The following is a 21,227-nucleotide window of genomic DNA, read 5'->3' as shown; positions in this document are numbered from 1 at the left end:
CTACTCCCGCAGGAGTAGCCTGCGCCGGGAGTCGGTCACTACTCCCGCAGGAGTGGACAAGAGCGCGGGGTCAGCGGTCCCCGGCGCGGACCAGACCGGTCTCGTACGCGATCACGACCAGCTGCGACCGGTCCCGCGCGCCAAGCTTCGTCATGGCCCGGCTGACGTGGGTCTTCGCGGTGAGCGGGCTCATGATCAGCTCCTTGCCGATCTCCTCGTTACTGAGTCCCGCCGCGACCAGCGCCATCACCTCCCGCTCGCGGTCGGTGAGCGGGGCCAGGCGCTGTGCCCCTGCCGCCTCCGGGGCCTTGAGGCGGGCGAACTCCTCGACCACGGAGCGGGTGACCGCGGGGGCGAGGAGGCTCTGCCCCGCGGCGACCGTCCTGATGGCCGAGCGCAGGTCGTCCGGCTCGATGTCCTTGAGCAGAAAGCCGGCGGCTCCGTGGCGCAAGGCCTCGAAGACGTACGAGTCGACGCGGTATGTCGTCAGCATGAGCACGCGGACGCCGTCCAGGGTGCGGTCGGCGGCGATGCGCCGGGTGGCCTCGATGCCGTCGATGCCGGGCATCCGGATGTCCATCAGCACGACGTCCGGGCGGGTCGTGCGCACGGCCTCGACCGCCCTGAGCCCGTCCGCCGCCTCGGCCACCACCACCAGGTCGTCGGTGAGATCCAGCAGGGCGCGAAAGCCCGCGCGGACGACTGTCTGGTCGTCGGCCAGCACCACGCGGACGGTCATCGCGCTTCTCCTTCGGTGGTGAGCGGATCCGGGATGTCGGTGGTGAGCGGATCGGGGATGTCCTCGGACGCGGGCGGGAGCCCATCGGCGGACGCCGTCGGCAGCCAGGCGGCGACCCGGAAACCGCCACCGGGGAGCAGACCGTATTCGATGGTGCCGCCCACAGCGACAGCCCGCTCACGCATCCCGACCAGCCCGAAACCACCTGCGCCGCCCGCGGTGGCGATGGCGGTGGTGCCATCGTCCACGACCTCCACACGCAGCACGCCACTTCGGGCCCGCACCGACACCGCCGCGTGCCGGGCCCCCGCGTGCTTGACGACATTGGTCAGCGCCTCCTGCACGATCCGGTACGTCGCCAGCTCCACCATCTGCGGCACTCCGGTGATGGCCTCCTCCTGCGCCAGCGTCACGGCGACACCGCTGCCGCCGAACCGCTCGACCAGCGAGGGGAGTTGGCCGAGACCGGGGGCCGGCTCCGCCGCCTCGCCATCCGACGCGCGGAGCACGGTGACCGTGGCCTTCAGCTCCCGGACCGCCCCCTTTCCGGACTCGCGTACCTGCCGCATCGCCCGCCGCGACACCTCCGGCTCCGCGTCGAGCGCGTCGAGCGCCACCCCGGCCTGCACCGTCATCGCGGTCACCGTGTGGGCGACGATGTCGTGCAGCTCGCGGGCGATCCGCACCCGCTCCTCGCGCACCCGCCGCGCCGCCTCCCGCTCCCGGTCCTCCTCCGCGCGGGCGGCCCTGGCCGCGTACTCCTGCGTCAACTGCCTTCTCGTACGGACTACTTCACCGAGCAGCAGCGGCACCAGCGGCCAGATCATCTCCAGCAGCGGCAACCCCTGCGGATTGGCCACGTCGAACCCGACCCGCAGCGCCACCGCCCCCGAGACCAGCGCCGCGACCACACCGGTCCACCAGGTGCGGCGCCGACGGCCCGTGACCGCCACGGTGTACAGCGCGACGATGACCGGGAGATTCAGGAGTTCACCGATGTGCCCGTACAGGGCCCAGGCCGCGCAAGCAGCTCCGGTGATCGCCGCGACCGGCAGGGGCAGGCTCCTGCGCCACACCAGCGCGCCGAGCGAGACCCCGAGAAGCAGCCGGCTGAACCAGTCGGCCTGCGTGTACCCGGGATCATTGACCGCGAGATCCGACCCGGTGAGCAGGCCGACCGCCGCCACCACGAGAAGGTCGGTCGCGCGTGGCGGCAGCGCCCGAAGAGGCAGGCGGTCGGGGGTCGTCACGCCCTTCACGGTATGGGCTGTCGGGCCGGGCCGCATACGCCTCTGGGAGTAGCGGTCGGCCCTGGTACGCGCCTGGTACGAGACGCTGATCGCGCAGGGCCGCTTACGTACAACTCCCGTGTCTCATACGGCCTGTTGGAGCGACGTGTCAAAGGTCGTCGCGAGCGTGCGGGCCTTGTCGTGGGCGGTCGTCATGGACGCCTCGTGCAGGGGAAGGAGCGGGGCCATGGCCGGAGTCACGGGGGCCATGGTCAGCTCGGGTATCACGGTGGTGACGTCCAGGCCGAGGAGGTGGTCGTGGCCCAGGACGGCCTCCAGGGTGGGCACCACGTAGTCGAGGCCCTCGTTGGGGGTGCCGGGGCCGTAGCCGCCGCCCCGGGCGGAGATCAGCAGGGCCGGACGGCCCGCGACCGGGGAGGGGCCGTTGAAGATCAGGGTGCGGTCCGTGACGACGATCTGGTCGAGCCACGCCTTGAACACCGACGGCATCGAGAGGTTGTACATCGGCACCGTGAACAGGTACGCGTCGGCGCCCAGGAACTCCTCGATCAGCTCGTCCTGGAGCGCGGCCGCCTTCGCCTGCTCGGGAGTGTGCTGGTCCCGGTCGGTGATGCGGGCTGTGATGCCCGCGGCGCTCAGGTGCGGCACCGGCGAGGCGGCGAGGTCGCGGTGGACGACCGGACCCTGCCACTGGTCACGGAAGGACTGAGCGACCTGATGGGAGACGGACGCCTCGCCGAGCGAGGAAGAGTCGATGTGCAGCAGGTACGACATGGCAGTTGTGCCTTTCACGGAGATGGGGTGGGGGCGGGGTGGGGTGGCGGGTCAAGGACGGGGCAGGGGCAGGTGACCTCGGCCCAGATCTCTACTTTCATGCCCTGACCTCCAATTCCTCTCTTTTGTTCGTAACGCCATGATGCGCCAGTATGGAAGCCGGTACAAAAGGCACACCGGTGTGCGTGACGGAGAGGAATGGGCGCCATGCAGGACAGCACCGATATGGAGATGGCGGCTGCGATCGGGCCGTGCGCGAGCATCCCCGCCGACCACATGGCGTTCGTCCGGCAGGTCCTTGACCGGGTCGGCGACAAGTGGAGCATGTTGATCGTCGCCGTCCTGGAGCACGGCCCGTTGCGCTACACCGACCTGCAGCGCCAGATCCCCGGCATCTCCCAGCGCATGCTCACCCACACGCTGCGCCAGCTCCAGGACGACGGCCTGATCACGCGCACCGCCTACGCCGAGGTGCCGCCGCGCGTGGAGTACGCCCTCGCCCCGCTCGGCCGCGGCCTGCACGAGATCGTCACGCAGCTGATCGGCTGGGTCGCCGGCCACCACGACGAGATCCACGCCAACCGCGCCCAGGCCGGCAGCGCCACCTCCTCCCGGTCCTGAGCCGCGGCGCCCACCGACACACGCGGCACTCTCGGTTGCCCGCCTGCGCACAAAGAACACTCGCCCGACGGAGTGGCGCATCGCCGTGTTCCCGTACGCGAGTGCAATCCAAATAATTGGACGAGTGAAACCGGTGCGCGGGTGGTAGGCGGATCTCCATCCCCGCGTCGCGGCAGGCACGTTCCGCAGCGGCGCCGACGCAAACGCTGGAGGGCAAAGGCCCGTCCAGAAAGGAAGTGAGGCGCATGCTGGAGGAAGACCGGTCGATCGTTCACGACGTGTCGCTCGCGGCGGCCGTGGGGCGCCGGGCCCTGCCGAGGAGGTTGTGCACGGCCTTCGCCGAATCGCTGGGCGCGCAGCACGCCACGATGTCCCTGCTCCCCCGGCTTGAGCAGTGGCAATTGCTGTACGCCAGCGACGAAGGCGCCCTGCAGGCCGAGGCCGCCCAGTTCGCCCACGCGGAGGGGCCCTCGGTCGACGCCGCGCTGGGGGCGCGGACCACCTTCGTCCCCGACGTCCATGACAACGGCCGCAGTACGCGTCTGCGGAGCTGGTCCGACGAACTCCCCACGCTCCGGCACGTTCTGGCGCTGCCGCTGCACCGAAGGCACGGGCCGCTCGGTGTGATCTGCCTGTACTACACCCGCTCCGCCCCGCCGAGCCCGGCGCAGATCGCCGAGGCCGAACGGGCCACCGCGGTCGCCCGTGAGGAACTCCTGCGCTGGAGGCCCATGCACGCCGACGCCGCCGGTCCCGAGCCGGTGTGGGCCACCGACACCCGTGCGGCGCGCTGGGAACGCGTCCACCAGGCCGCCGGTTACGTCGCCGCGCGCGAGGACTGCCCGGTCGGCGAGGCGCTGACCTGGCTGCGGGTCACCAGCATGCGCCGGCACGAGTCGCTGCTCGACACCTGCGACGGCGTCCTGCAACCCGCCGGGGCGCGGGCGGACGTCCGCCGACCGGCCGCCCTCGTGTCCTGAGCCCTCAACCCCCACACGCACAAGGAGGGTCCAAGAGTGCCCACGCAGCAGGTACACACAGTAGACAGCAGCGCCAACGAACGAGTGGCACTGCGCAAGCGACCGGAAGCAGCAGCCCAGGCTCGGCTGACGGCACGCGACTTTCTGGACCGACTGCACCCGTCAGTCGACGAGCAGGACGCCGCCAGTGTCGAGCTCGTCGTCTCCGAGCTCGTCACCAACACCGTCCGCCACGCGCGCGGCAGCCGCTGCTCCCTGCAACTGCAGGCCCGAGCGGACAGCATCGTGATCGCGGTGAGCGACGCCGATCGGCGACCGCCCCACGAACGATCCCCCGACATGTCGGACGGCACCGGTGGCTTCGGCTGGCCGATGGTCCGCCACCTGGCCCGGTCGGTCACGGTGACCGCCGGCCCCAGCGGCAAGACGATCCAAGCGACCTTGCCCCGAAGCAGCGCCCGCAGCAGCGAGTAGCCGCACAGCCGTGGAGGCCCTGGGGAGCGGAGTGACTCCGCTCCCCAGGGCCTCCACGGATCCCGATCCTCCCGAGGGCCCGCCGGCCGCTTCCTACACGCTGAGCTTTACCCGGAGCCGGTCCAGGACACGGGTGAGGCGGCGGGAGACCTGCATCTGCGAGACGCCCAGTTCGCGTCCGATCTCCGCCTGCGTCAGCTCGTCGACGAACCGCAGCGCGAGGAGCTCTCGGTCCCGGGACTCGAGGGCGGCGATCAGGGGCTTGAGAGCCTGAAGGTTCTCGGCCTTGGCCAACTCCGGGTCGTGGCACCCGATGTGGGCGGCCAGAGTGTCGTCGGGCTCGCCGGCGTCCACCGATCGGTCCAGCGAGGCAGCGGTGCAGCCATTGGTCGCCTTCAGCCCTTCGGCGACCTCGTGCTCGTCCAGTCCGAGGTGGGCGGCGAGTTCGGCGACGGTGGGGGCGCGCCCGTCGACCTGCTCGAGGAGGGTCTTCGCCCGGTCGAGGTGCAGGCTGAGTTCCTTCAGGCGCCGGGGGACATGGACGGCCCAGGTGGTGTCGCGGAAGAAGCGCTTGATCTCACCCATGACGGTGGGCAGGGCGAAGCTCGTGAATTCCACGCCGCGCTGCAGATCGAACCGGTCGATGGCCTTGATCAGACCGATCGTGCCGACCTGCACGACATCCTCGTAGGAATCGCCGTGAGCACGCAGGCGCCGTGCGGCGTAGTGCACGAGGTTGAGGTTGAGCTCGATGAGGGTGTTGCGCGCGTAGGCGTACTCATGGGTGCCCTCCTCCACCTCGCCGAGCCGGGCGAACAGCGACTTCGACAGGCCACGGATGTCCGCCGGCGCGAGCGTGTCCATATCGGTGTCGGTGTCGGTGTCGGAGAGTGACGGAAGGCCCGGGGCGTCGGCCGACGGGGCGGCGCTCCCGAGGCCGGCCATATGTCGCTCGGGTGCATCGGTCCGCTGTGCCGGATGGCTGGAGGCCTGGGGCATCGTCGTCGCTCCCTCAATCCGAAGGCACTCCCCCGGTCGGGAGTGCGGCGTGCACGCCTCATACCCGCAATCTTCCGGAGCACACCAGCAATTTGACGCTCCGTAACATGCGCGAAGCCCGCGGCGGTATCCCCCATTTCCGCGGACAGCGACCGACCGCAACAGCCTGCAGCACCCAACTAGACGGAAAATACCGCCTGTTGGCGAACTCCGGCGCGTAGGAAGAAGCCACCGGGGCAACCGGAAGAAGACTCCGTACGATGAGGCCGCGCCGGCCGCATCTCACGCATCGTGACCACACGGCCAAAGGGAACCGCGATGTCCACGCAGACCAACCGCCTGTCCGTCACCGACCTGACGCACTGTGAGCACTGCGCGGTGTTGCGGGTGCGCGGTGAACTCGACCAGGACTGCGAGCAGTTCTTCCTCCGCACCATCGGGTCCCGGGTTCTGGCCGGGCACCGGCACCTGGTGCTGGACGTCACGGCGCTCACGTTCTGTGACTCACGCGGCCTCAACTGCCTGCTCGCCGCCCGCTGGCTGCTGGAGCGCCGCGAGGGGATGCTCCTGCTGGCCGGCTCCGGGCGCCGCCTGGTCGATCTGCTCGCCCAAACCGGCAGCAGCGAACTGCTGCCCTCCTACTCCACCGTGAGCCAGGCCCTCACAGCCCTGCCCCCGGAACATCGCCCCGCCTGGCCACCGCCTTCCAGTAAACCGCCGACCGTACGGAAGCCGGGCGCCGATAGGGTGACGTGACGCTACGGTCGGCCCGGTCGTCGCGCAGTGGACTGGATGTGCAGAGGTGTAGCGAGCGCATGAATCAATCTGGACGTCTGGGAAAGATCCAAGGACTGGGAAAGCGGCCGAAGGCGTACTTCTCCGCCTTCTCCGCTTCCTCCCCCTCCTCCGCCTTCTCCACCTTCTCCACGAAGGGGCGGCCCCTGCGCGGAAGCTCAGCGGTCCGCATGCTCCGCACAGTCGCGGGACACGACGCCGTATGGCTGGGCGCGGTTGCCGCGCTCGGGCTTTCGGGCGGCAGGAGCGGACGCAGGGCCGCGCTGCGCGGCATCGGGTCCGTGGCCATCGTCGCGGTACTGGACCGGGCTCTGACCAAACCCGCCGCCCGCGCCACCCGCCCCCGCACGAATACCCTCACCAGGAACGTCCCCCGCCCGGGCGCCACGCCTCTGCGCTCCAGCCCGTTGGCGCCGGCCGCGGCGTTCGCCTCCGCGGTCGCCGTGGAGTCGCCCCGCCACGGCCTCGCCGTGCTGCCCTTCGCCGCGGGGCTCGCCTACATACGCGACCGCGAGAGCCTTCAGCACCGCGGCCGTCTGGCGGCCGGCGTCATCGCAGGTGCGAGCGCCGCACTGCTGACCTGCCGCTGGTGGCCGGTGAAGCCGGACACCGCGGCGGCCGCCGCTCCCCCACGCAAACCGGCACCCGCCCTCAAGGACGGCAAGGGCCTGCACCTGGTGGTCAACCCGTCCTCCGGCATCTCCTGGTCCCAGGACACCGCGACACTGCTGCGCACGCTCCTTCCCGAAGCCGCGATCACCGTGTTCGAACCGGGTGACGACCTCGTGGACGTACTCCACGCGGCAGCGCTGCGCGCCGTCGCGGACGGCGGCGCGCTGGGCGTCTGCGGCGGCGACGGCACCGTCAACGCGGCCAGCGCGACGGCCGCCCGCCATCACGTACCGCTCGCAGTCTTCCCCGGCGGCACCTTCAACCACTTCGCAGGCGACCTCGGCAACCAGACCCTGGAGGATGTCGCCCGCGCGATCCAGGCAGGCGAGGCAGTCACCGCCGACGCAGGCCGGGCAACACGGCCCGAGGACCCCCACGCAGACCCGGAAGACGGTGCGACACAGGGCCCGTCCGAAGGGGCACCCTCCGCCCCTCACAGCAGCGGCGAACAGCAGCTGTTCCTCAACACATTCAGCATCGGCGTGTACTCCGAACTCGTCCACGCCCGGGAACTCCTGGAGAAGCGCATCGGCAAGTGGCCCGCGCTGGCCGTGGGCCTGGCCAAGGTCCTGGCCACCGGCAGCCCGCTCTCGGTGGCCATCAACGGCCGCCCCCGCAGCATCTGGCTGCTCTTCGCGGGCAACGGCATCTACCACCCGGCCGGCTTCGCCCCGACCTACCGCACCCAGCTCGACGACGGACTGCTCGACATCCGCGCCGTCGAGGCCGGCACCCCGCTGGCCCGCACACGCCTCCTCCTCGCCGTCCTGACCGGAACCCTGCACAACTCCCGGGTCCTGACGACCGCCCAGGTACGCCGCCTGGACCTGCAAGTACTGCAGGGCGACCCCCACTTCGCATACGACGGCGAGGTCACGGACGCGACCTACCGGCACCTCGTCCTCGACAAGATCACCAACGCGATCACCCTGTACCGCCCTGCCGACCAGAGCCAGTGGCTCCGCTGACACCAGGCGTCGGCGAAGGCCGATCTGGCCATACGCATGAGCGTGCGCAGCTGATGGCCGGTGCGTGGACAGGGCTGGGTGGCCGGCCGGGGTCGGGGCGTCCCCGAGCCGTTCCGCCAGGGCCGCCCAGCCCGTTCCCGCAGCAGCGGGACGCCCCGTCCTCGTGACCGCTCAGACGGTGAACTCCCGGATCACGGTGTTCCTGAAGACCGCCTTGCCGTCGACCGTGAACAGCGCGAGCCGGGTGTCCGTGAGGTAGGGGAACGCCTCCAACGAGTGGGTGTGCCGGCCGTCGTCGAAGAACACCTCGACCGAGGTGCGGTCGACCAGGACGCGCAGCGTGACCTTGTGGGCCGATGCGTCGAAGGGGCTCTTGCTCTCCTGCCACTTGCCGGAGGTGTCGGGGTTGGCGGCGCCCCGGCGGTTCACGAAGGCGTAGTCCCCGTACACGCCCGCGTCGATGTGCCGGCTGCCGTCGGCGGACCTGCGCAGCTGGACGCCCGCGCCGGTCAGCTGGTCCCAGGTGATCTCGGTGGACAGTTCGTACGCCGTACCCGTGTAGTCGAGGACCAGTTGGCCGTCGACGGTCACGTCGCCGAGGTCGACGGTCCGTGAGACATGCTGGTCCAGGGCCTGCACCGGGCGGGACGCCAGGTAGTGGGTGCCCGACGCGGCGCGGTGCAGGGTGATCTCGCGGACGATCGAGTCCGTGCCGTTGAAGCCGTCGGCGTCGATGGTCGGAGTGGTGTTGGGGTAGTCCCAGTTGTTGAGCCAGCCGATCGCGTAGCGGACTGCCGGGTCGACGGCGCCGCTCGGGGCGTGCTTCTCGAAGGTGACGGCGCCGTACCAGTCGAAGCCGTGGTCCAGCCACTGCGGCTCCGGCGCGTCGGGCGTGAACGTGGTGCCGTCGAACTCGCCCGTCCAGTACGCGTAGGTGTTGGGCAGACCGGACGCCTTGCCGTTGGCGCTGACCCCGAGCACCCACTTCGCGGTGCCGGCGGCCGTGGTGACGCGGAACAGGTCGGGGCACTCCAGGACGCCGATGCCCTCCTTCACGAAGTCGCCGACGTGTGTCCAGTCCTTGAGGTTCGCGGAGTGGTAGAAGCCGACCTTGGTGCCCTCGGCGAGCACCATCACCCAGCGGCCGCGCTCCTCGTCCCGGACCACCTTGGGGTCGCGGAAGTCCTGCACGCCCGGGTTGGGGACGGCCGGATCGGTGCCGTGGTTCTTGAAGGTGCGCCCCTTGTCGGTGGAGTACCACAGGTACTGGGCCTGGCCGTTGGTGGTCCCGTCCGGCTGCATGGTGGCAAGGACGACGACCGCGCCCGCGCCGAAGCCCGCGGTGTTGTCCGTGTCCACCACCGCGGAGCCGGACCAGACGTCGCCGTTGGAGGTGGTGTCCTTGGGGATCGCGATGCCCCGGTCCTTGAACGAGACCAGGTCGGTACTGGTGGCCAGGCGCCAGGCCGTGCCGGTGGACGTGCCGCCGGCCAGATAGTCCGCGTTGTAGAGGTAGTAGTAGTGGTACTCGCCGTCGATCCAGATCGGCTTCTGCGGGTCGTTCTTCCACTGGTCGGGGACCGTGAAATGGTACTCGGCGCGGTAACTCGCGCTCTGCTTACGGGACTTGCCGCTCAGGGCGGCCGCCGATCCCGCGGGTATCGCGGCCAGCGCCGCGCCCACGGCTCCGGCCCGGATCAGCGTCCTTCTGGTCATGTCTCGCATCGTCACTCGTCCCTTTCCTGACACGTTTCCTGACACGTTTTCTGACACGGCGGCTCTGGCTCGTGACACTGGCGGCCCAAGGCGGGACCTCGCTCGACGGCGCCGGTCCACGCTGGGACAGGACTGTAGACCTAACTCGTTAAAGGTCAAGCGCGGCAAGGGCCTTGACACCGGCGTAACAGGGTTCTCATCATCTGGGTCACGGAAGTTTACTAACACGAGTTAGGCCCTTCATGAGTGAGGCCATCCGATGACCGACTCGCCCCACCTTCCCGACCGCACCTTCCCCCGCCGCACCCTGCTGCGCTACGGCGGCTACGGCGCCGGCGCCGCCGCACTCGCCGGCACCGCAGCGAGCTGGGACCGGCTCACCGGCGCCGACATCCCCGGCCGGGACGGCGACTCGCTCGTCGTCGCCACGCTCGGCTCCACCTTCGACCCGGCGGCACAGCGCGCTCTGCGCGAGGGCTTCCGGAAGCTGCACCCCGACATCAAGCTGCGCCTGCTGCCGATCCAGGCCACCGACTGGTCGGACTTCTTCGCCAAGATCCTCACCCAGATCGCCGCGGGCACCGAACCCGACCTCGTCTATGTCGCCACCGAGGGCGTGCAGCTCTTCGCCCAGCGCCTCGGCGTCCCGCTCGACGGCCTGGTGCGGCGCGACGCGGACGAGCTGCGCGAGTACTTCGCGGACGTCCACCCGTCCCTCGTCGAGTCGATGATGTACGAGGGGAGCCTCTATCAGCTCCCCGTCGAGTTCAACGCGGCCGACATGTATCTCAACAGCGAGGTCCTGAAGAAGGCGGGGGCCGAACTGCCGCCGCCCGACTGGACCCGGGACGACTTCACGGCGCTGCTGCGGGACATGAAGCGCACCGGCGGCTCGCACTTCACGCCGTACTTCTGGACGAACCGGCTGTGGGGCGGAGTCGTCCCCTGGCTGTTCGCCAACGACACGAACATCCTCGCCGAGTCCAAGGCGCCCGGCGGCGACTGGCTCTGGGACGGCTTCTATCCGGCGGCCCAACGCCGTGGCCGCGGCGGCGGTTTCCGCTGGCGCACCCCGCAGGCCACCCATGAACGCGTGGAGGAGGTCTACGACCATCTGGCCTCGCTCATCCAGGACCGGCTCTGCTCACGCCCCGAGGGCGGAAACGGCGACAACCTGGTCGGTGTCTTCTCCACCGGCCGCGTCGGTGTCACCCCTGCGGGCGGCTTCTGGGCAGGCGGACTGCACGACGCGGGCATGCGGCGCACGGAGTACGACGTGCAGTACTTCCCCCGCTGGCGCACCCAGCGCCACCAGTTCGGCGCCGCCGGCTTCGCGCTCCTGCGTACGTCGAAGAAACAGGACGCGGCCTGGGAGTTCATCAAGTACTCCGTGCGCAAGGACGTCCTCGCCGAGCTCTTCGTGGCCAACCAGACGACTCCGGCCCGTCGTTCGATGGTTCAGGCGGCCCGCTACGCGAAGACGGGGCCGACGAACTGGCAGGTCTTCTACGACACCCTCGACAAGTTCCCCACCACAGGACCGATCCCGGCACCGCCCCAGGTCGCCGAGGTCGAGCAGCTCCTCCTCAAGCACACCGGCACCGCGCTCGCCGATCCACGCGGGGTGCGTCCCGCACTGCGGCGGCTGCAGGGCGATCTGGAGAAGGCCATGGAGCGTGACGTATGACGACCACCCAGCACAGGGCAGAGGCGAAGGCCGCCGTCGGGAAGCCGGAGCCCCGGCCCACCGCCCGGGACCGTGGATCACGCCTCCTTGCCACGCTCTTCCTCGCGCCGACCGTCATCGGCGTCCTCGTCTTCACCGTCGTACCGATCGTCGGGTCCGTCGTCCTGAGCTTCTTCCACTGGAACGTCATCGACCCACCGACGTTCGCAGGGACCGACAACTACCGCGAGGCCTTCACCGACGACACGGTCCGCGTCTCCTTCGCCAACACCCTCATCTTCATGTTCTTCGCGGTCGCCCTGCAGATGCTGCTCGCGCTCGCCCTCGCGCTGACACTCAACAACCGGCTGCCAGGCTGGCTTCGTTCGGCGTTCCGCTCGGCGTTCTTCTTCCCGCTCGTGCTGTCCGCGGCATCCATCTCGGTGGTCATGAAGTACCTCTTCAACCAGGAATTCGGGGTGATCAACTGGCTGCTCGGCCATGTCGGCATCGACCCGATCCCCTGGCTCACCTCCGAGAACTCCGCGATGGCGGCGGTCGTCCTGGTCTACGTCTGGCAGCAGTTCGGCTTCTCCTTCCTCCTCTTCATCGGGGGACTCAACAACATCCCCAAGGAGATCCACGAGGCCGCGTCGCTGGACGGGGCCACCGGCATCCGCAAGCACCTCGCCGTCACCCTGCCACTGCTCTCGCCCACCCTCCTCGTCGCCTCCGTGGTGGGCATCATCAACGCCCTTCAGGTCTTCGAGCAGCCGTACGTCCTGACCGACGGCGGGCCCGGCGACTCCACCCGCACCGTCGTGATGGTCATCTACCAGAGCGCCTTCGAGCAGCTGCGGTTCGGCGAGGCCTCGGCGGTCGGCGTGCTGCTCTTCGCCCTGATCCTCGCGGTCACGGCCCTCCAGTTCCGGCTCAGCCGGCGATTCGTCCACTACCAGTGAGCCCGGTGATCCCTGTGAACCGTATGAAGTACGGCCTGTCCTCCTGGGCACGGATCACCGGCCTGACCGTGGTCGCGCTGCTCACCCTCGGCCCGGTGATCTGGACCGTGTCCACCTCGCTGCGGACCCCCGCCGAGTCCTTCGACCTGCCCCCGCAGCTCATTCCGTCCGCTCCGACGACCGAGGCGTACCGTCAGGTCTTCGCGGAGATCGACGTATGGCTGTACGCGCTCAACTCGACCCTGGTGACCGCGCTGATCGCGGTCGGCCAGATGATCACCGCGGGGCTCGCCGGATACGCCTTCGCGCGCCTCGAATTCCGGTTCAAGAAGCCGCTGTTCGGGCTCGTCCTCGCGACGATGATGGTGCCGTTGCAGGTCACGATCGTCCCGGTGTTCCTGGTCCTGAAGTCGATGGGCCTGACCGACACACTGCTCGGACTGATCGTCCCCGCCTGGCCCACCGCGTTCGGGACGTTCCTGATGCGGCAGTACTTCCTCGGCATGCCCAAGGATCTCGGTGAGGCGGCGATGATCGACGGTGCGGGACCCTGGCGGATCTTCCGCTCGGTGTACGCGCCGCTGGCCGCGCCCGGCCTGGCGATCGTGGGCGTCCTCGCCTTCAACTACCACTGGAACGAGTTCTTCCGCCCGCTGATCCTGGAGACGTCGACCGAGAACTTCACGCTGCCGCTCGGCCTGGTCTCGCTCCAGGGCAACCTCGGCACCGGATCCGTGTCCGTGGTTCTCGCGGGCGTCGTGCTCTCCATGATCCCCGCCATCGCCGTCTTCGCCGTCGGCCAGCGCCCGCTGCGCGAGGGCATCACATCCGCTGGAGTGAACCGTTGAGCACGCACCGCCTCGAACCCGACGAGAACGATGCCCACGCCCCGCGCTTCCGGGTCAGACCTCCCGCGAACTGGATCAACGACCCCAACGGTCCCTTCCGTTGGCGCGGCCGCTACCACCTCTTCTACCAGCACAACCCCGACGCCCCCATACACACGAACATGCACTGGGGCCATGTCTCCAGCGCCGACCTCGCACACTGGGAGCACCACCCCATCGCGCTCACCCCGACACCGGGCGGCCCGGACGAGGGTGGTTGCTGGTCGGGCTGTGTGGTGTCCGACGCGGGTGTCCCGACCGCCGTCTACACCGGCGTGGACCACGCACACACCGGGCTCGGCACCATCTGCCTGGCCCAGGCATCCCCCGACTCCCGGGAGTTGACGACCTGGCGCACGCTGCCCGAGCCGGTCGTCTCCGGACCGCCACCGGGCCTTGACGTGACGATGTTCCGCGACCCGTTCGTCTTCCGGCACGGCGGGCGCCGCTGGGCGGTGGTCGGCGCGGGCCACGCCGACGGCACACCATCGGTCCTCCTGTACGACTGCGACGACCTCAAGTCCTGGCGCTTCGCAGGGGTGTTGGTGGATGGGCACGATCCGGTGGCGGAGAAGGCGTTCGGCGACGGCGCGGTGGGCTGGGAGTGCCCTCAGCTGTTCGAGGGGGACGGCGGCGACTGGACGCTGGTGGTGTCGCTGTGGGACGGATCTCCGTTGTCGACCGGGTACCTGACGGGCCGTCTCACCACTGGACGCGACGGGGACTTGACCGGCTTCACTCCTCGCGTCGGCGGCCCGCTCGATCTGGGCAGGGACTGCTACGCACCGGCCGTGCTGCACGACACTGCAGCGGGCCGGAATCTGCTGTGGGGCTGGTCCTGGGAGGCTCGGGGACAGCGGGAGGTGGACGAGGCCGGCTGGTCCGGTGTCCTGACGGCGCCGCGGGTCGTCGGCACGCACCCCGACGGCACGGTACGCGTAAGACCAGCACCGGAGCTCCAACTCCTGCGCGCACGGACACCGTTCGTGACGGAGCAAGGTAGTCGTACGCCACTCCCTCTCGCGTACGACATCGAGGTCACCGCCGTCGCATCCACCACGATCACGCTGCTACGGGCCGCGTCGGGCGCGGAGCTGACGCTGACGCTCGACCCGGCGGCGGGCACGGCGACGCTGGACCGCACCGGCTGGCCCCGCGAACGGCCCGACGGCGCTGCATCGATCACGCTGACGTCAACTCCCGCCTCGCCAGCCGGACTTGACGTCCGCATCCTGGTCGACGGCTCCTTGCTCGAACTCTTCGTGGCGGACCGCGCGGTGGCGACAGAACGTATCTACACACGCCCGGACGACATTGCCGAGCTGACGGTCGCCGGAGAAGGCGCGAGGGTCACCGGCTGGGAAGTGACACCGCCGGGGCACGAGTGATTCGGCCTCGACAAAGCGCGCTTCGCAGGGACGCGGGGCTGCCACATGTGCGCCCTCACGAACGAGGCGGCCCCACCGAGTCACGCACCACCACGGGACACTCCAGACGCCGGACCTCCACGGCAGGCGGCGTGGCGTTCTCGATGGCGTCCAGAAGCAGCCCCGTCGCCACCTCCCCCATGGCACGGTGCGGCAACGCGACGGTGGTCAGTGGCGGGTCCAGGAACCCCGCCATGTGCTCCTGATCGTCGTAGCCGACCAGCGAGAGCTCACCGGGGACGTCGATGCCGAGCCGGGCCGCGGCGTGCAGGACACCCGCCGCGACCCGGTCGTTGTAGCAGACGATGCCCGTGGGGCGCCGCTCGGCCGGCACGCCGTCCAGCAGGCGCATCGCTCCCGCGTAGCCGGCAGAGATCTCGCCTCCGCCGCGCACGATCCGGTCCTCGCCCGCGCGCTCCCCCACCGTCCGCAGCGCGTCCCGGAAACCGCGCAGGCGCTCCGCCGACGCGATGTCGTCGAGCCCGCCGACCAGGGCGACCCTGCGATGCCCCGCGTCGAGGAGGAGCTTGGCCGCCGCCCGGCCACCGGACCGCTCGGCGGGGATCACCGCGGCCAGCGAGCCGTCGCCGGGAAGGCAGTTGGCGAACACCGCGAAGGTGCGCTTCAGGCCCGCGGGGACACGGGCGGAGCGCAGGGACATGGCGGCGTAGATGATGCCGTCCACCCGCCGGTCCAGGAGCTCGGCGACGGCCGCGTCCTCCTTGGCGAGGTCGCCGGTGGAGTCGACGGTGAGCACCAGGTGTTCACGGTTCCAGGCGGTCTCCATCGCGCCGCGCAGCAGCGCCCCGGCGAAAGGCGACGAGGCAATGTGGTCGGTGACCAGGCCGATCACGGCCGTTCGACGGCGGCGCAGGCCGCGGGCGACGGCGTTGGGCCGGTAGCCGAGTTGCTCGGCGGCCTTGCGGATGCGCGCCTGGGTGGCGGGCGAGAGATTGCCTTCGGCCCGGCCGTTGAAGACGAAGGAGACGGCGGTGTGCGAGACACCGGCGAGACGCGCGACGTCCTTCGACGTCGGCCGCTCGGACCTGTCCGCGTCCCTGCCCAGGCTGTCGGCGTTCTCGATGTTCCCCGCCCCCTTCGATGCCGCACGGGTGACCTGCCTTGATCCACGTCACCCTAGCCGCGCCCCCTGCGTCCCGACATGGCCGGACGCTCCGACATGGCCGGGCGCTCCGGCGATACTGGCGGTGCCGATTGTCGCCCGCGGCCACCCACCGATCCACCCACCAATCCACCCACCAGGAGAAGACACGACGTGAGCCGCCCCACCGCCCTCGATGTCGCCGAGCTTGCCGGGGTGTCACGCGCCGCCGTGTCCTTCGTCTTCAGCGGCCGCGCCGCGGGGAACCTCTCCGCCAAGACCCAAGCGCGGATCAGGAAGGCCGCCGATCAACTCGGTTACCGCCCCGACGAAGTGGCGCGCTCGCTGCGCAAGCAGCGCAGCGCGGTGATCGGACTGCTCAGCGACGAGATCGCGACGAGCCCGTTCGCCGGCCGTCTGGTGCTCGGCGCGATGGAGGCGGCCCGTGAGCGCGGGCACCAGGTGCTGCTCATGGAGTCCCGCCTCGACCCGGCCGCCGAGGCGGAGGCGGTCGCCGAGCTGCGGGCCCGCCGGGTGGACGGGATCGTGTACGCGGCGATGTCCATGCGCCGCACCGCCGTACCCGAGGGCATCGACCCGTCTCGGGCCGTGCTCGCCAACTGCCTGCCGCGCAAGCCCGGTTCGTACGCTTCGGTGGTGCCGAACGAACGCAAGGGCGGCCGTTCCGCGGTGAATGTGCTCATCGAGGCGGGACACCGCGACATCGCGCTGCTCGGCGGCTCGACCGGTGACATCGCCGCGTCGGACCGGGCGCGCGGCTTCCGCGACGGACTGCGGGCCGCCGGGATCACCGCGCGCGAGGAGTGGGTGCTCCGCGCGGGCTGGCAGATCGACGAAGGGTACGCGGCGGCGATGCGGGTGCTCGACGGTCCTGCCCGGCCGACGGGCGTGGTCTGCGCGAACGACCGGATGGCCACGGGCGCGCTGCTCGCCGCGGCCCGCCTGGGCATCGACGTACCCACCGAACTGTCGGTCGTCGGCTACGACGACCAGGACCAGATGGCCGGCCACCTGGTCCCCGCCCTGACGACGATCGCGCTCCCGCACCACGAGATGGGCGCGACCGCGGTCCGTATGCTCCTCGACGCCTCCGAGGCGGACGAGCCGGTGGACCGGGAGACCGCGCGCCGCCTGACGTGCCCCGTGGTCACCCGGGACTCGGTTTGCCCGCCGACGGGGGCCCGCTGAAGGAGCCGGAGCCGACTGAGCGTTCCCGGCCGCGCCGTCTCCGACTGGACACGTCAGTGCCGACCGCCGTACTCCCAAGCCCGCGTCTCCACCTCCGCCGAGCCACGCACCACCGTCACCTCGTAACGCCCCACGGGAGCGGGATACACCTTCTCCGTGAGCATCGCCCGCTCGTCGACGAACGCCTCGATCAGCGGGCCGTCCATCAGGACCCGCAGGTGGGACCGTGTGCCGCCGGGCACGCTCGCGATCGCCTCGGGCGTCCGGGGCAGTGGATGCGACGCCGTCGCGGGAGTGCCGGTGCGGTCCAGGACGAGCGTCCCGCGGGTCGGGTTCACCCTGAGGGACACCGCCGAGCCGAGGCTCAGGACCACCTCGCTGTCGGGCAGGCCGACCCGTACATCGAGTTCGATCTCGTACGCCGCAGGAAGGTCCGCGCCGACGGGCAGCGGTGTCCCGCGCAGCGCGGTCAACTCGCGGGCGGGGGCGAGCCGCAGGGTGCCGTCCGGGTGGACGCCGATCTCGCGCGGGTGGGTGAGGCAGCCCGCCCAGCCCGCGGCCACGGACTCCTGCTCGGTGCGTGACTCCCAGCTCCAGCCCCACAGCAGGGTGCGGTCGTCCTCGACCAGGGCGGTGGGGGCGTAGAAGTCCCTGCCGTGGTCGAGCATTCCGCCGGTCGCGGGCACGAAACGCAGGCCGTCGCCCGCCGCCCGCAGGTCGCCGACGAGATACGACGTCGAGTACGTGATGTCGTCGATCCACAGCGAGAGGAGCAGCACCCAGCGGCCGTCGCCCGTCGGCAGCAGTGCCGGGCACTCCCATGCCGTGGCGGGTCCGGCGATCCGGCCCGCCACCGGGTCGGCGGCGTCGACGAGCGAACCGGCGTAGGTCCACTCGGTGAGCGAGTCCACGCGGTAGAGCAGCACGTCCCCGGCCCCGCTCCCCCGGTGTCCCGCGCCGATCAGGGCCCAGCGTTGCCCTTCGTACGAGAAGAGGTACGGGTCGCGGAAGGCGACGAGGTCGAGGCCGGGCGGCGGTCCCGCGACGACCGGCTGGGGCTCGGCCTTCAGCTCGGTGATCAGGTCGTCCGTGGCGCGGGCCAGCATCACCGAGCCGATGCCGTCGTCGCGGTCCATGCCCGTGTAGACGGCGGTGGGCACCCCGTCGTCGACGACCGCGCAGCCGGACCAGGCGCCGCGTGCGTCCCGGCCGCCGGGTGTCGGTGCGAGCGCGATGCCCTCGTCGGTCCAGGTGACAAGGTCGGGGCTCGACGCATGGCCCCAGTGGATGTCTCCCCAGACCGGGGCGCCGGGGTTGTGCTGGAAGAAGAGGTGGTAGCGGTCGGCGTGGAAGAGCGGCCCGTTGGGGTCGTTGCACCACTGCCCGGCGGCAGGACGTACATGGTGACTCGGGATGTTCCGGTCGTCTGCCTCAGTCATGGTGATGTCACTTTCTTGAAATCGGCCTCTTGCCAACCGGAACCTAACACGTGATAGTTGACCCGCCCTAGCACGTGTAAGGGCACGTGTAAGGACACGTGTGAGGAAAGGACCGGAACAGTCTGTTCCGGCATCATGAGTCGGCGCTGCGCGGGACACCGCAGTGCCCAGCGCGAGGGAGCGCCCATGACCACCCAGAGCCCGGCCACCGAGAGCCGAGCGGCTCAGAGCCCCGCCGCGACCGCCCCGGGGAGAAGCAGGCGCGGCCTGAACTTCACCCTGATCAGCGCGGCACTCTTCATGTTCTTCGTGACCTGGTCGCTGTCCTGGTCACTGTTCTCCATCTGGCTCACGCAGGACATCGGACTGAGCGCGGGCCGCAGCTCCCTGGTTGTCAGCGCCAACGCCATCGGCTGCCTGCTGACCATGCCGGTCTACGGCTTCATCCAGGACCGCCTCGGCCTGCGCAAGAACCTTCTGTACTGGGTCGGCGGCCTGATGCTGCTCGTCGGCCCGATGTACATCTACGTCTACGGCCCGCTCCTGAAGACCCATTTCGCGCTCGGCCTGATCGTCGGCTCCGCCTATCTGGCCATGGCGTTCGCGGTCGCCGTCGCCACGCTGGAGAGCTACGCCGAGCGGCTCGGCCGCTTCCACGGCTTCGAGTTCGGCCGGGCCAGGATGTTCGGGTCGCTCGGCTGGGCCGCGGCGACCTTCTTCGCGGGGCGCCTCTTCAACATCGACCCGGACCTGAACTTCTGGGCCGCCTCCGTCGCCGCCGCCGTCTTCGTCGTGCTCCTGGTGGCGATCCGCGTGACGAACGGCCGCCGGGCCGCCGCCGTCGACCATGCCGCGTCATCCGTCTCGGTCGCCGACGTGAAGTCGCTCCTCGCGTACCCGGCGTTCTGGGGGCTGCTGCTCTTCGTGGTCGCGGTGACGGCGACGTACAACACGTACGACGCGATGTTCCCCTCGTACTTCGCCTCGCTCTTCTCCACCACCGCCGACGGCAACCGCATGTACAGCGACCTCAACTCCGTCCAGGTCTTCCTGGAGGCGGGCGGCATGGCGCTCGCGCCGTTCCTGGTCAACCGGTTGGGGCCGAAGCGGTCACTGCTCGTCTCCGGCTGCATCATGGCGACCCGGATCTGTCTGTCCGGCCTTGTCACCGATCCGGTCGCGATCTCCGCGGTGAAACTCCTGCACGCGGTCGAGCTGCCGATCATGCTGATCGCGATCTTCAAGTACATCAACCGGCACTTCGAGCCCCGGCTCTCGTCCTCGATCTACCTCGTCGGCTTCCAGTTGGCGACGCAGGTCGGCGCGGCCGTCATCTCCCCGCTCGCGGGCATCGGCTACGACAGCATCGGCTACGCCCACACGTACCTGATCATGTCGGGCTTCGTCGCCGCGTTCACCCTGATCTCGGTCCGCACGCTGCGGACCGACGGGAAGGGGTTGCCGGAGGCCGTGGCGCCGGTGGTCACGGAGCCGGCTCCCGAACCGGCCAAGGTCTGAGCCCCGCCCCCTCTGCACGAGCAGCTTCAACACGAGCAGTTTCAGCACGAGCAGTTTCAGCACCAGCAGTTTTGCGAAAGGAACATCCCTGTGATCGTCGTCGCCGGTGAGGCATTGATCGACCTGGTGCCGCAGGCCCATGGTGACGTGACCGCGTCCCTGCTGCCCGCGCGCGGTGGTGGCCCGTACAACACGGCCATCGCGCTCGGGCGGCTCGGGGCGGGGGTCTCCTTCTGCTCGCGGATCTCGACGGACGCGTTCGGCGCCGCGCTCGTCGAGCGGCTGCGCGCCGAGCGGGTGGGCACCGGACTCATCCAGCGTGGCCCCGAGCCGACCACGCTCGCCCTCGCCTCGATCGACGCGGGCGGCTCTGCCGCGTTCAGCTTCTACGTCGAGGGCAGCGCGGACCGGCTCTTCGAGCTGCCGGGTGAACTGGGGGCCGATACAAGGGCGTTGTCGCTCGGGACGTGCTCGCTCATCCTCGAACCGGGGGCGAGCGCGTACGAGGAGCTGATGCGGCGCGAGGCGGGGCGCGGGATCTTCATCGCCCTCGACCCGAACATCAGGGCCGGCCTCATCCCGGACGCGGACGCCTACCGGGCCCGTTTCAAGAGCTGGCTGCCGTATGTCTCCCTGCTGAAGCTGAGCGAGGAGGACGCGGACTGGCTGGGGCCCGATGTCGAGGGGTGGCTCGCGGCAGGTCCGGCCGCCGTCGTGATCACCCGTGGCGGCGACGGCCTGACGGTCTTCACCCGGGACGGCCGGGAGTTCTCCGTGCCCGGCGAACGCGTCGACGTCGTGGACACGATCGGCGCGGGCGACACCGTGAACGCCGCGCTGCTGTACGCGCTGTCCGAGCGGGACCTCCTCTCGGCGCGGGCCCTCGCCTCGGCCCCGGGCCGCACCTGGAGGGAAGTGCTCGCCTTCGCCGCCCGCGCGGCGGCGATCACCTGCTCGCGGGCGGGGGCCGAGCCGCCGAACGCGGGTGAGATGCGGACCGGCTCGGCGCCACCCTTCAACTGAGCGAGG

General features: G+C 70.3%; 20 protein-coding genes. 12 read left to right on the top strand and 8 right to left on the bottom strand.

Annotated elements, in window-relative coordinates; genetic code table 11:
• Positions 1–70 precede the first annotated feature (70 nt).
• The 3 genes from OHA73_RS38755 to OHA73_RS38745 all read right to left on the bottom strand — a co-directional run bounded on the left by OHA73_RS38755 (position 71) and on the right by OHA73_RS38745 (position 2,763).
• On the bottom strand, positions 71–739 hold the full coding sequence (locus tag OHA73_RS38755; RefSeq protein ID WP_327657479.1) for a response regulator transcription factor: 669 nt from the start codon (positions 737–739) through the stop codon (positions 71–73).
• Positions 736–1,989 (bottom strand): sensor histidine kinase, encoded by a 1,254-nt coding sequence (locus OHA73_RS38750; RefSeq protein ID WP_327657478.1) that lies wholly within the window; start codon positions 1,987–1,989, stop codon positions 736–738. Before OHA73_RS38750 ends, OHA73_RS38755 begins: the two co-directional genes overlap by 4 nt.
• Positions 1,990–2,112: 123 nt before the next feature.
• Positions 2,113–2,763, bottom strand: a complete 651-nt coding sequence (locus tag OHA73_RS38745) for an FMN-dependent NADH-azoreductase (RefSeq protein ID WP_327658611.1) — start codon at positions 2,761–2,763, stop codon at positions 2,113–2,115.
• A 198-nt stretch (positions 2,764–2,961) separates the two neighbouring features.
• Between OHA73_RS38745 and OHA73_RS38740 the strand changes: the two genes are divergently transcribed.
• The 3 genes from OHA73_RS38740 (at position 2,962) to OHA73_RS38730 (ending at position 4,838) form a co-directional block, all read left to right on the top strand.
• Positions 2,962–3,384 (top strand): winged helix-turn-helix transcriptional regulator, encoded by a 423-nt coding sequence (locus tag OHA73_RS38740; protein WP_266723280.1) that lies wholly within the window; start codon positions 2,962–2,964, stop codon positions 3,382–3,384.
• Between the two features lie 245 nt (positions 3,385–3,629).
• Positions 3,630–4,364 carry a GAF domain-containing protein gene (locus OHA73_RS38735; RefSeq protein WP_266723278.1) on the top strand — a complete coding sequence of 245 codons (735 nt, stop codon included), beginning with the start codon at positions 3,630–3,632 and terminating at the stop codon, positions 4,362–4,364.
• A gap of 36 nt (positions 4,365–4,400) precedes the next feature.
• A complete protein-coding gene (locus tag OHA73_RS38730) occupies positions 4,401–4,838 on the top strand; it encodes an ATP-binding protein (protein WP_327657477.1) in 438 nt (145 codons plus the stop codon).
• A 93-nt stretch (positions 4,839–4,931) separates the two neighbouring features.
• On the opposite strand, the gene OHA73_RS38725 is transcribed toward OHA73_RS38730, so the two are convergent.
• A complete protein-coding gene (locus OHA73_RS38725) occupies positions 4,932–5,837 on the bottom strand; it encodes a SigB/SigF/SigG family RNA polymerase sigma factor (protein WP_327657476.1) in 906 nt (301 codons plus the stop codon).
• 318 nt (positions 5,838–6,155) lie between these two features.
• Here OHA73_RS38725 and OHA73_RS38720 point away from each other — a divergent pair, with 318 nt between their 5' ends.
• Positions 6,156–6,593 carry an STAS domain-containing protein gene (locus OHA73_RS38720; RefSeq protein ID WP_266723274.1) on the top strand — a complete coding sequence of 146 codons (438 nt, stop codon included), beginning with the start codon at positions 6,156–6,158 and terminating at the stop codon, positions 6,591–6,593.
• Positions 6,594–6,657: 64 nt separating this feature from the next.
• Here OHA73_RS38720 and OHA73_RS38715 read toward each other — a convergent pair whose 3' ends face one another.
• Complete coding sequence (locus OHA73_RS38715; RefSeq protein WP_327657475.1) at positions 6,658–6,804, bottom strand: hypothetical protein; 147 nt, start codon at positions 6,802–6,804, stop codon at positions 6,658–6,660.
• On the opposite strand from OHA73_RS38715, the gene OHA73_RS38710 reads away from it, so the two are divergent.
• A complete protein-coding gene (locus tag OHA73_RS38710) occupies positions 6,803–8,272 on the top strand; it encodes a diacylglycerol/lipid kinase family protein (protein ID WP_327657474.1) in 1,470 nt (489 codons plus the stop codon). The genes OHA73_RS38715 and OHA73_RS38710 overlap by 2 nt on opposite strands.
• Positions 8,273–8,443: 171 nt before the next feature.
• Here OHA73_RS38710 and OHA73_RS38705 read toward each other — a convergent pair whose 3' ends face one another.
• A complete protein-coding gene (locus OHA73_RS38705; RefSeq protein WP_327657473.1) occupies positions 8,444–9,997 on the bottom strand; it encodes a glycoside hydrolase family 32 protein in 1,554 nt (517 codons plus the stop codon).
• Between the two features lie 250 nt (positions 9,998–10,247).
• On the opposite strand from OHA73_RS38705, the gene OHA73_RS38700 reads away from it, so the two are divergent.
• From OHA73_RS38700 to OHA73_RS38685, 4 genes are read left to right on the top strand one after another with little or no spacing between them, the layout of a single operon-like run.
• Positions 10,248–11,675 (top strand): extracellular solute-binding protein, encoded by a 1,428-nt coding sequence (locus OHA73_RS38700; RefSeq protein WP_327657472.1) that lies wholly within the window; start codon positions 10,248–10,250, stop codon positions 11,673–11,675.
• Positions 11,672–12,616, top strand: a complete 945-nt coding sequence (locus OHA73_RS38695; RefSeq protein WP_266723270.1) for a carbohydrate ABC transporter permease — start codon at positions 11,672–11,674, stop codon at positions 12,614–12,616. The genes OHA73_RS38700 and OHA73_RS38695 overlap by 4 nt, the downstream gene beginning before the upstream one ends.
• A 23-nt stretch (positions 12,617–12,639) precedes the next feature.
• Positions 12,640–13,464: a carbohydrate ABC transporter permease gene (locus OHA73_RS38690; RefSeq protein WP_327658610.1), complete on the top strand. Its 825-nt coding sequence runs from the start codon at positions 12,640–12,642 to the stop codon at positions 13,462–13,464.
• Positions 13,461–14,891 (top strand): glycoside hydrolase family 32 protein, encoded by a 1,431-nt coding sequence (locus tag OHA73_RS38685; RefSeq protein WP_327657471.1) that lies wholly within the window; start codon positions 13,461–13,463, stop codon positions 14,889–14,891. Before OHA73_RS38690 ends, OHA73_RS38685 begins: the two co-directional genes overlap by 4 nt.
• Before the next feature lie 55 nt (positions 14,892–14,946).
• Here the strand turns inward: OHA73_RS38685 and OHA73_RS38680 are convergent, their stop codons facing one another.
• Positions 14,947–15,996 carry a LacI family DNA-binding transcriptional regulator gene (locus OHA73_RS38680; protein WP_327658609.1) on the bottom strand — a complete coding sequence of 350 codons (1,050 nt, stop codon included), beginning with the start codon at positions 15,994–15,996 and terminating at the stop codon, positions 14,947–14,949.
• Positions 15,997–16,206: 210 nt separating this feature from the next.
• Between OHA73_RS38680 and OHA73_RS38675 the strand changes: the two genes are divergently transcribed.
• A complete protein-coding gene (locus OHA73_RS38675) occupies positions 16,207–17,241 on the top strand; it encodes a LacI family DNA-binding transcriptional regulator (RefSeq protein ID WP_327657470.1) in 1,035 nt (344 codons plus the stop codon).
• 53 nt (positions 17,242–17,294) lie between these two features.
• Here OHA73_RS38675 and OHA73_RS38670 read toward each other — a convergent pair whose 3' ends face one another.
• Positions 17,295–18,680 carry a glycoside hydrolase family 32 protein gene (locus tag OHA73_RS38670; RefSeq protein WP_327657469.1) on the bottom strand — a complete coding sequence of 462 codons (1,386 nt, stop codon included), beginning with the start codon at positions 18,678–18,680 and terminating at the stop codon, positions 17,295–17,297.
• Between the two features lie 186 nt (positions 18,681–18,866).
• On the opposite strand from OHA73_RS38670, the gene OHA73_RS38665 reads away from it, so the two are divergent.
• Positions 18,867–20,198, top strand: coding sequence for an oligosaccharide MFS transporter (locus tag OHA73_RS38665; RefSeq protein ID WP_267068097.1), 1,332 nt, complete (start codon positions 18,867–18,869; stop codon positions 20,196–20,198).
• 90 nt (positions 20,199–20,288) lie between these two features.
• Positions 20,289–21,221, top strand: coding sequence for a carbohydrate kinase family protein (locus OHA73_RS38660; RefSeq protein ID WP_327657468.1), 933 nt, complete (start codon positions 20,289–20,291; stop codon positions 21,219–21,221).
• Positions 21,222–21,227: the final 6 nt, after the last annotated feature.

The organism is Streptomyces sp. NBC_00483 (genome assembly GCF_036013745.1).
In the GTDB taxonomy this organism is placed as follows: domain Bacteria; phylum Actinomycetota; class Actinomycetes; order Streptomycetales; family Streptomycetaceae; genus Streptomyces.
This window is presented reverse-complemented; position numbering and strand designations above follow the sequence as displayed.

What these genes read in the sequence shown, in the direction of transcription:
- OHA73_RS38695 (WP_266723270.1), top strand. Translation starts at nt 11,672, where the DNA reads ATGACGACCACCCAGCACAGGGCAGAGGCGAAGGCCGCCGTCGGGAAG.
- OHA73_RS38705 (WP_327657473.1), bottom strand. Translation starts at nt 9,997, where the DNA reads ATGCGAGACATGACCAGAAGGACGCTGATCCGGGCCGGAGCCGTGGGC.
- OHA73_RS38755 (WP_327657479.1), bottom strand. Translation starts at nt 739, where the DNA reads ATGACCGTCCGCGTGGTGCTGGCCGACGACCAGACAGTCGTCCGCGCG.
- OHA73_RS38740 (WP_266723280.1), top strand. Translation starts at nt 2,962, where the DNA reads ATGGGCGCCATGCAGGACAGCACCGATATGGAGATGGCGGCTGCGATC.
- OHA73_RS38670 (WP_327657469.1), bottom strand. Translation starts at nt 18,680, where the DNA reads ATGACTGAGGCAGACGACCGGAACATCCCGAGTCACCATGTACGTCCT.
- OHA73_RS38665 (WP_267068097.1), top strand. Translation starts at nt 18,867, where the DNA reads ATGACCACCCAGAGCCCGGCCACCGAGAGCCGAGCGGCTCAGAGCCCC.
- OHA73_RS38735 (WP_266723278.1), top strand. Translation starts at nt 3,630, where the DNA reads ATGCTGGAGGAAGACCGGTCGATCGTTCACGACGTGTCGCTCGCGGCG.
- OHA73_RS38710 (WP_327657474.1), top strand. Translation starts at nt 6,803, where the DNA reads ATGCTCCGCACAGTCGCGGGACACGACGCCGTATGGCTGGGCGCGGTT.
- OHA73_RS38720 (WP_266723274.1), top strand. Translation starts at nt 6,156, where the DNA reads ATGTCCACGCAGACCAACCGCCTGTCCGTCACCGACCTGACGCACTGT.
- OHA73_RS38690 (WP_327658610.1), top strand. Translation starts at nt 12,640, where the DNA reads ATGAAGTACGGCCTGTCCTCCTGGGCACGGATCACCGGCCTGACCGTG.
- OHA73_RS38725 (WP_327657476.1), bottom strand. Translation starts at nt 5,837, where the DNA reads ATGCCCCAGGCCTCCAGCCATCCGGCACAGCGGACCGATGCACCCGAG.
- OHA73_RS38700 (WP_327657472.1), top strand. Translation starts at nt 10,248, where the DNA reads ATGACCGACTCGCCCCACCTTCCCGACCGCACCTTCCCCCGCCGCACC.
- OHA73_RS38715 (WP_327657475.1), bottom strand. Translation starts at nt 6,804, where the DNA reads ATGCGGACCGCTGAGCTTCCGCGCAGGGGCCGCCCCTTCGTGGAGAAG.
- OHA73_RS38745 (WP_327658611.1), bottom strand. Translation starts at nt 2,763, where the DNA reads ATGTCGTACCTGCTGCACATCGACTCTTCCTCGCTCGGCGAGGCGTCC.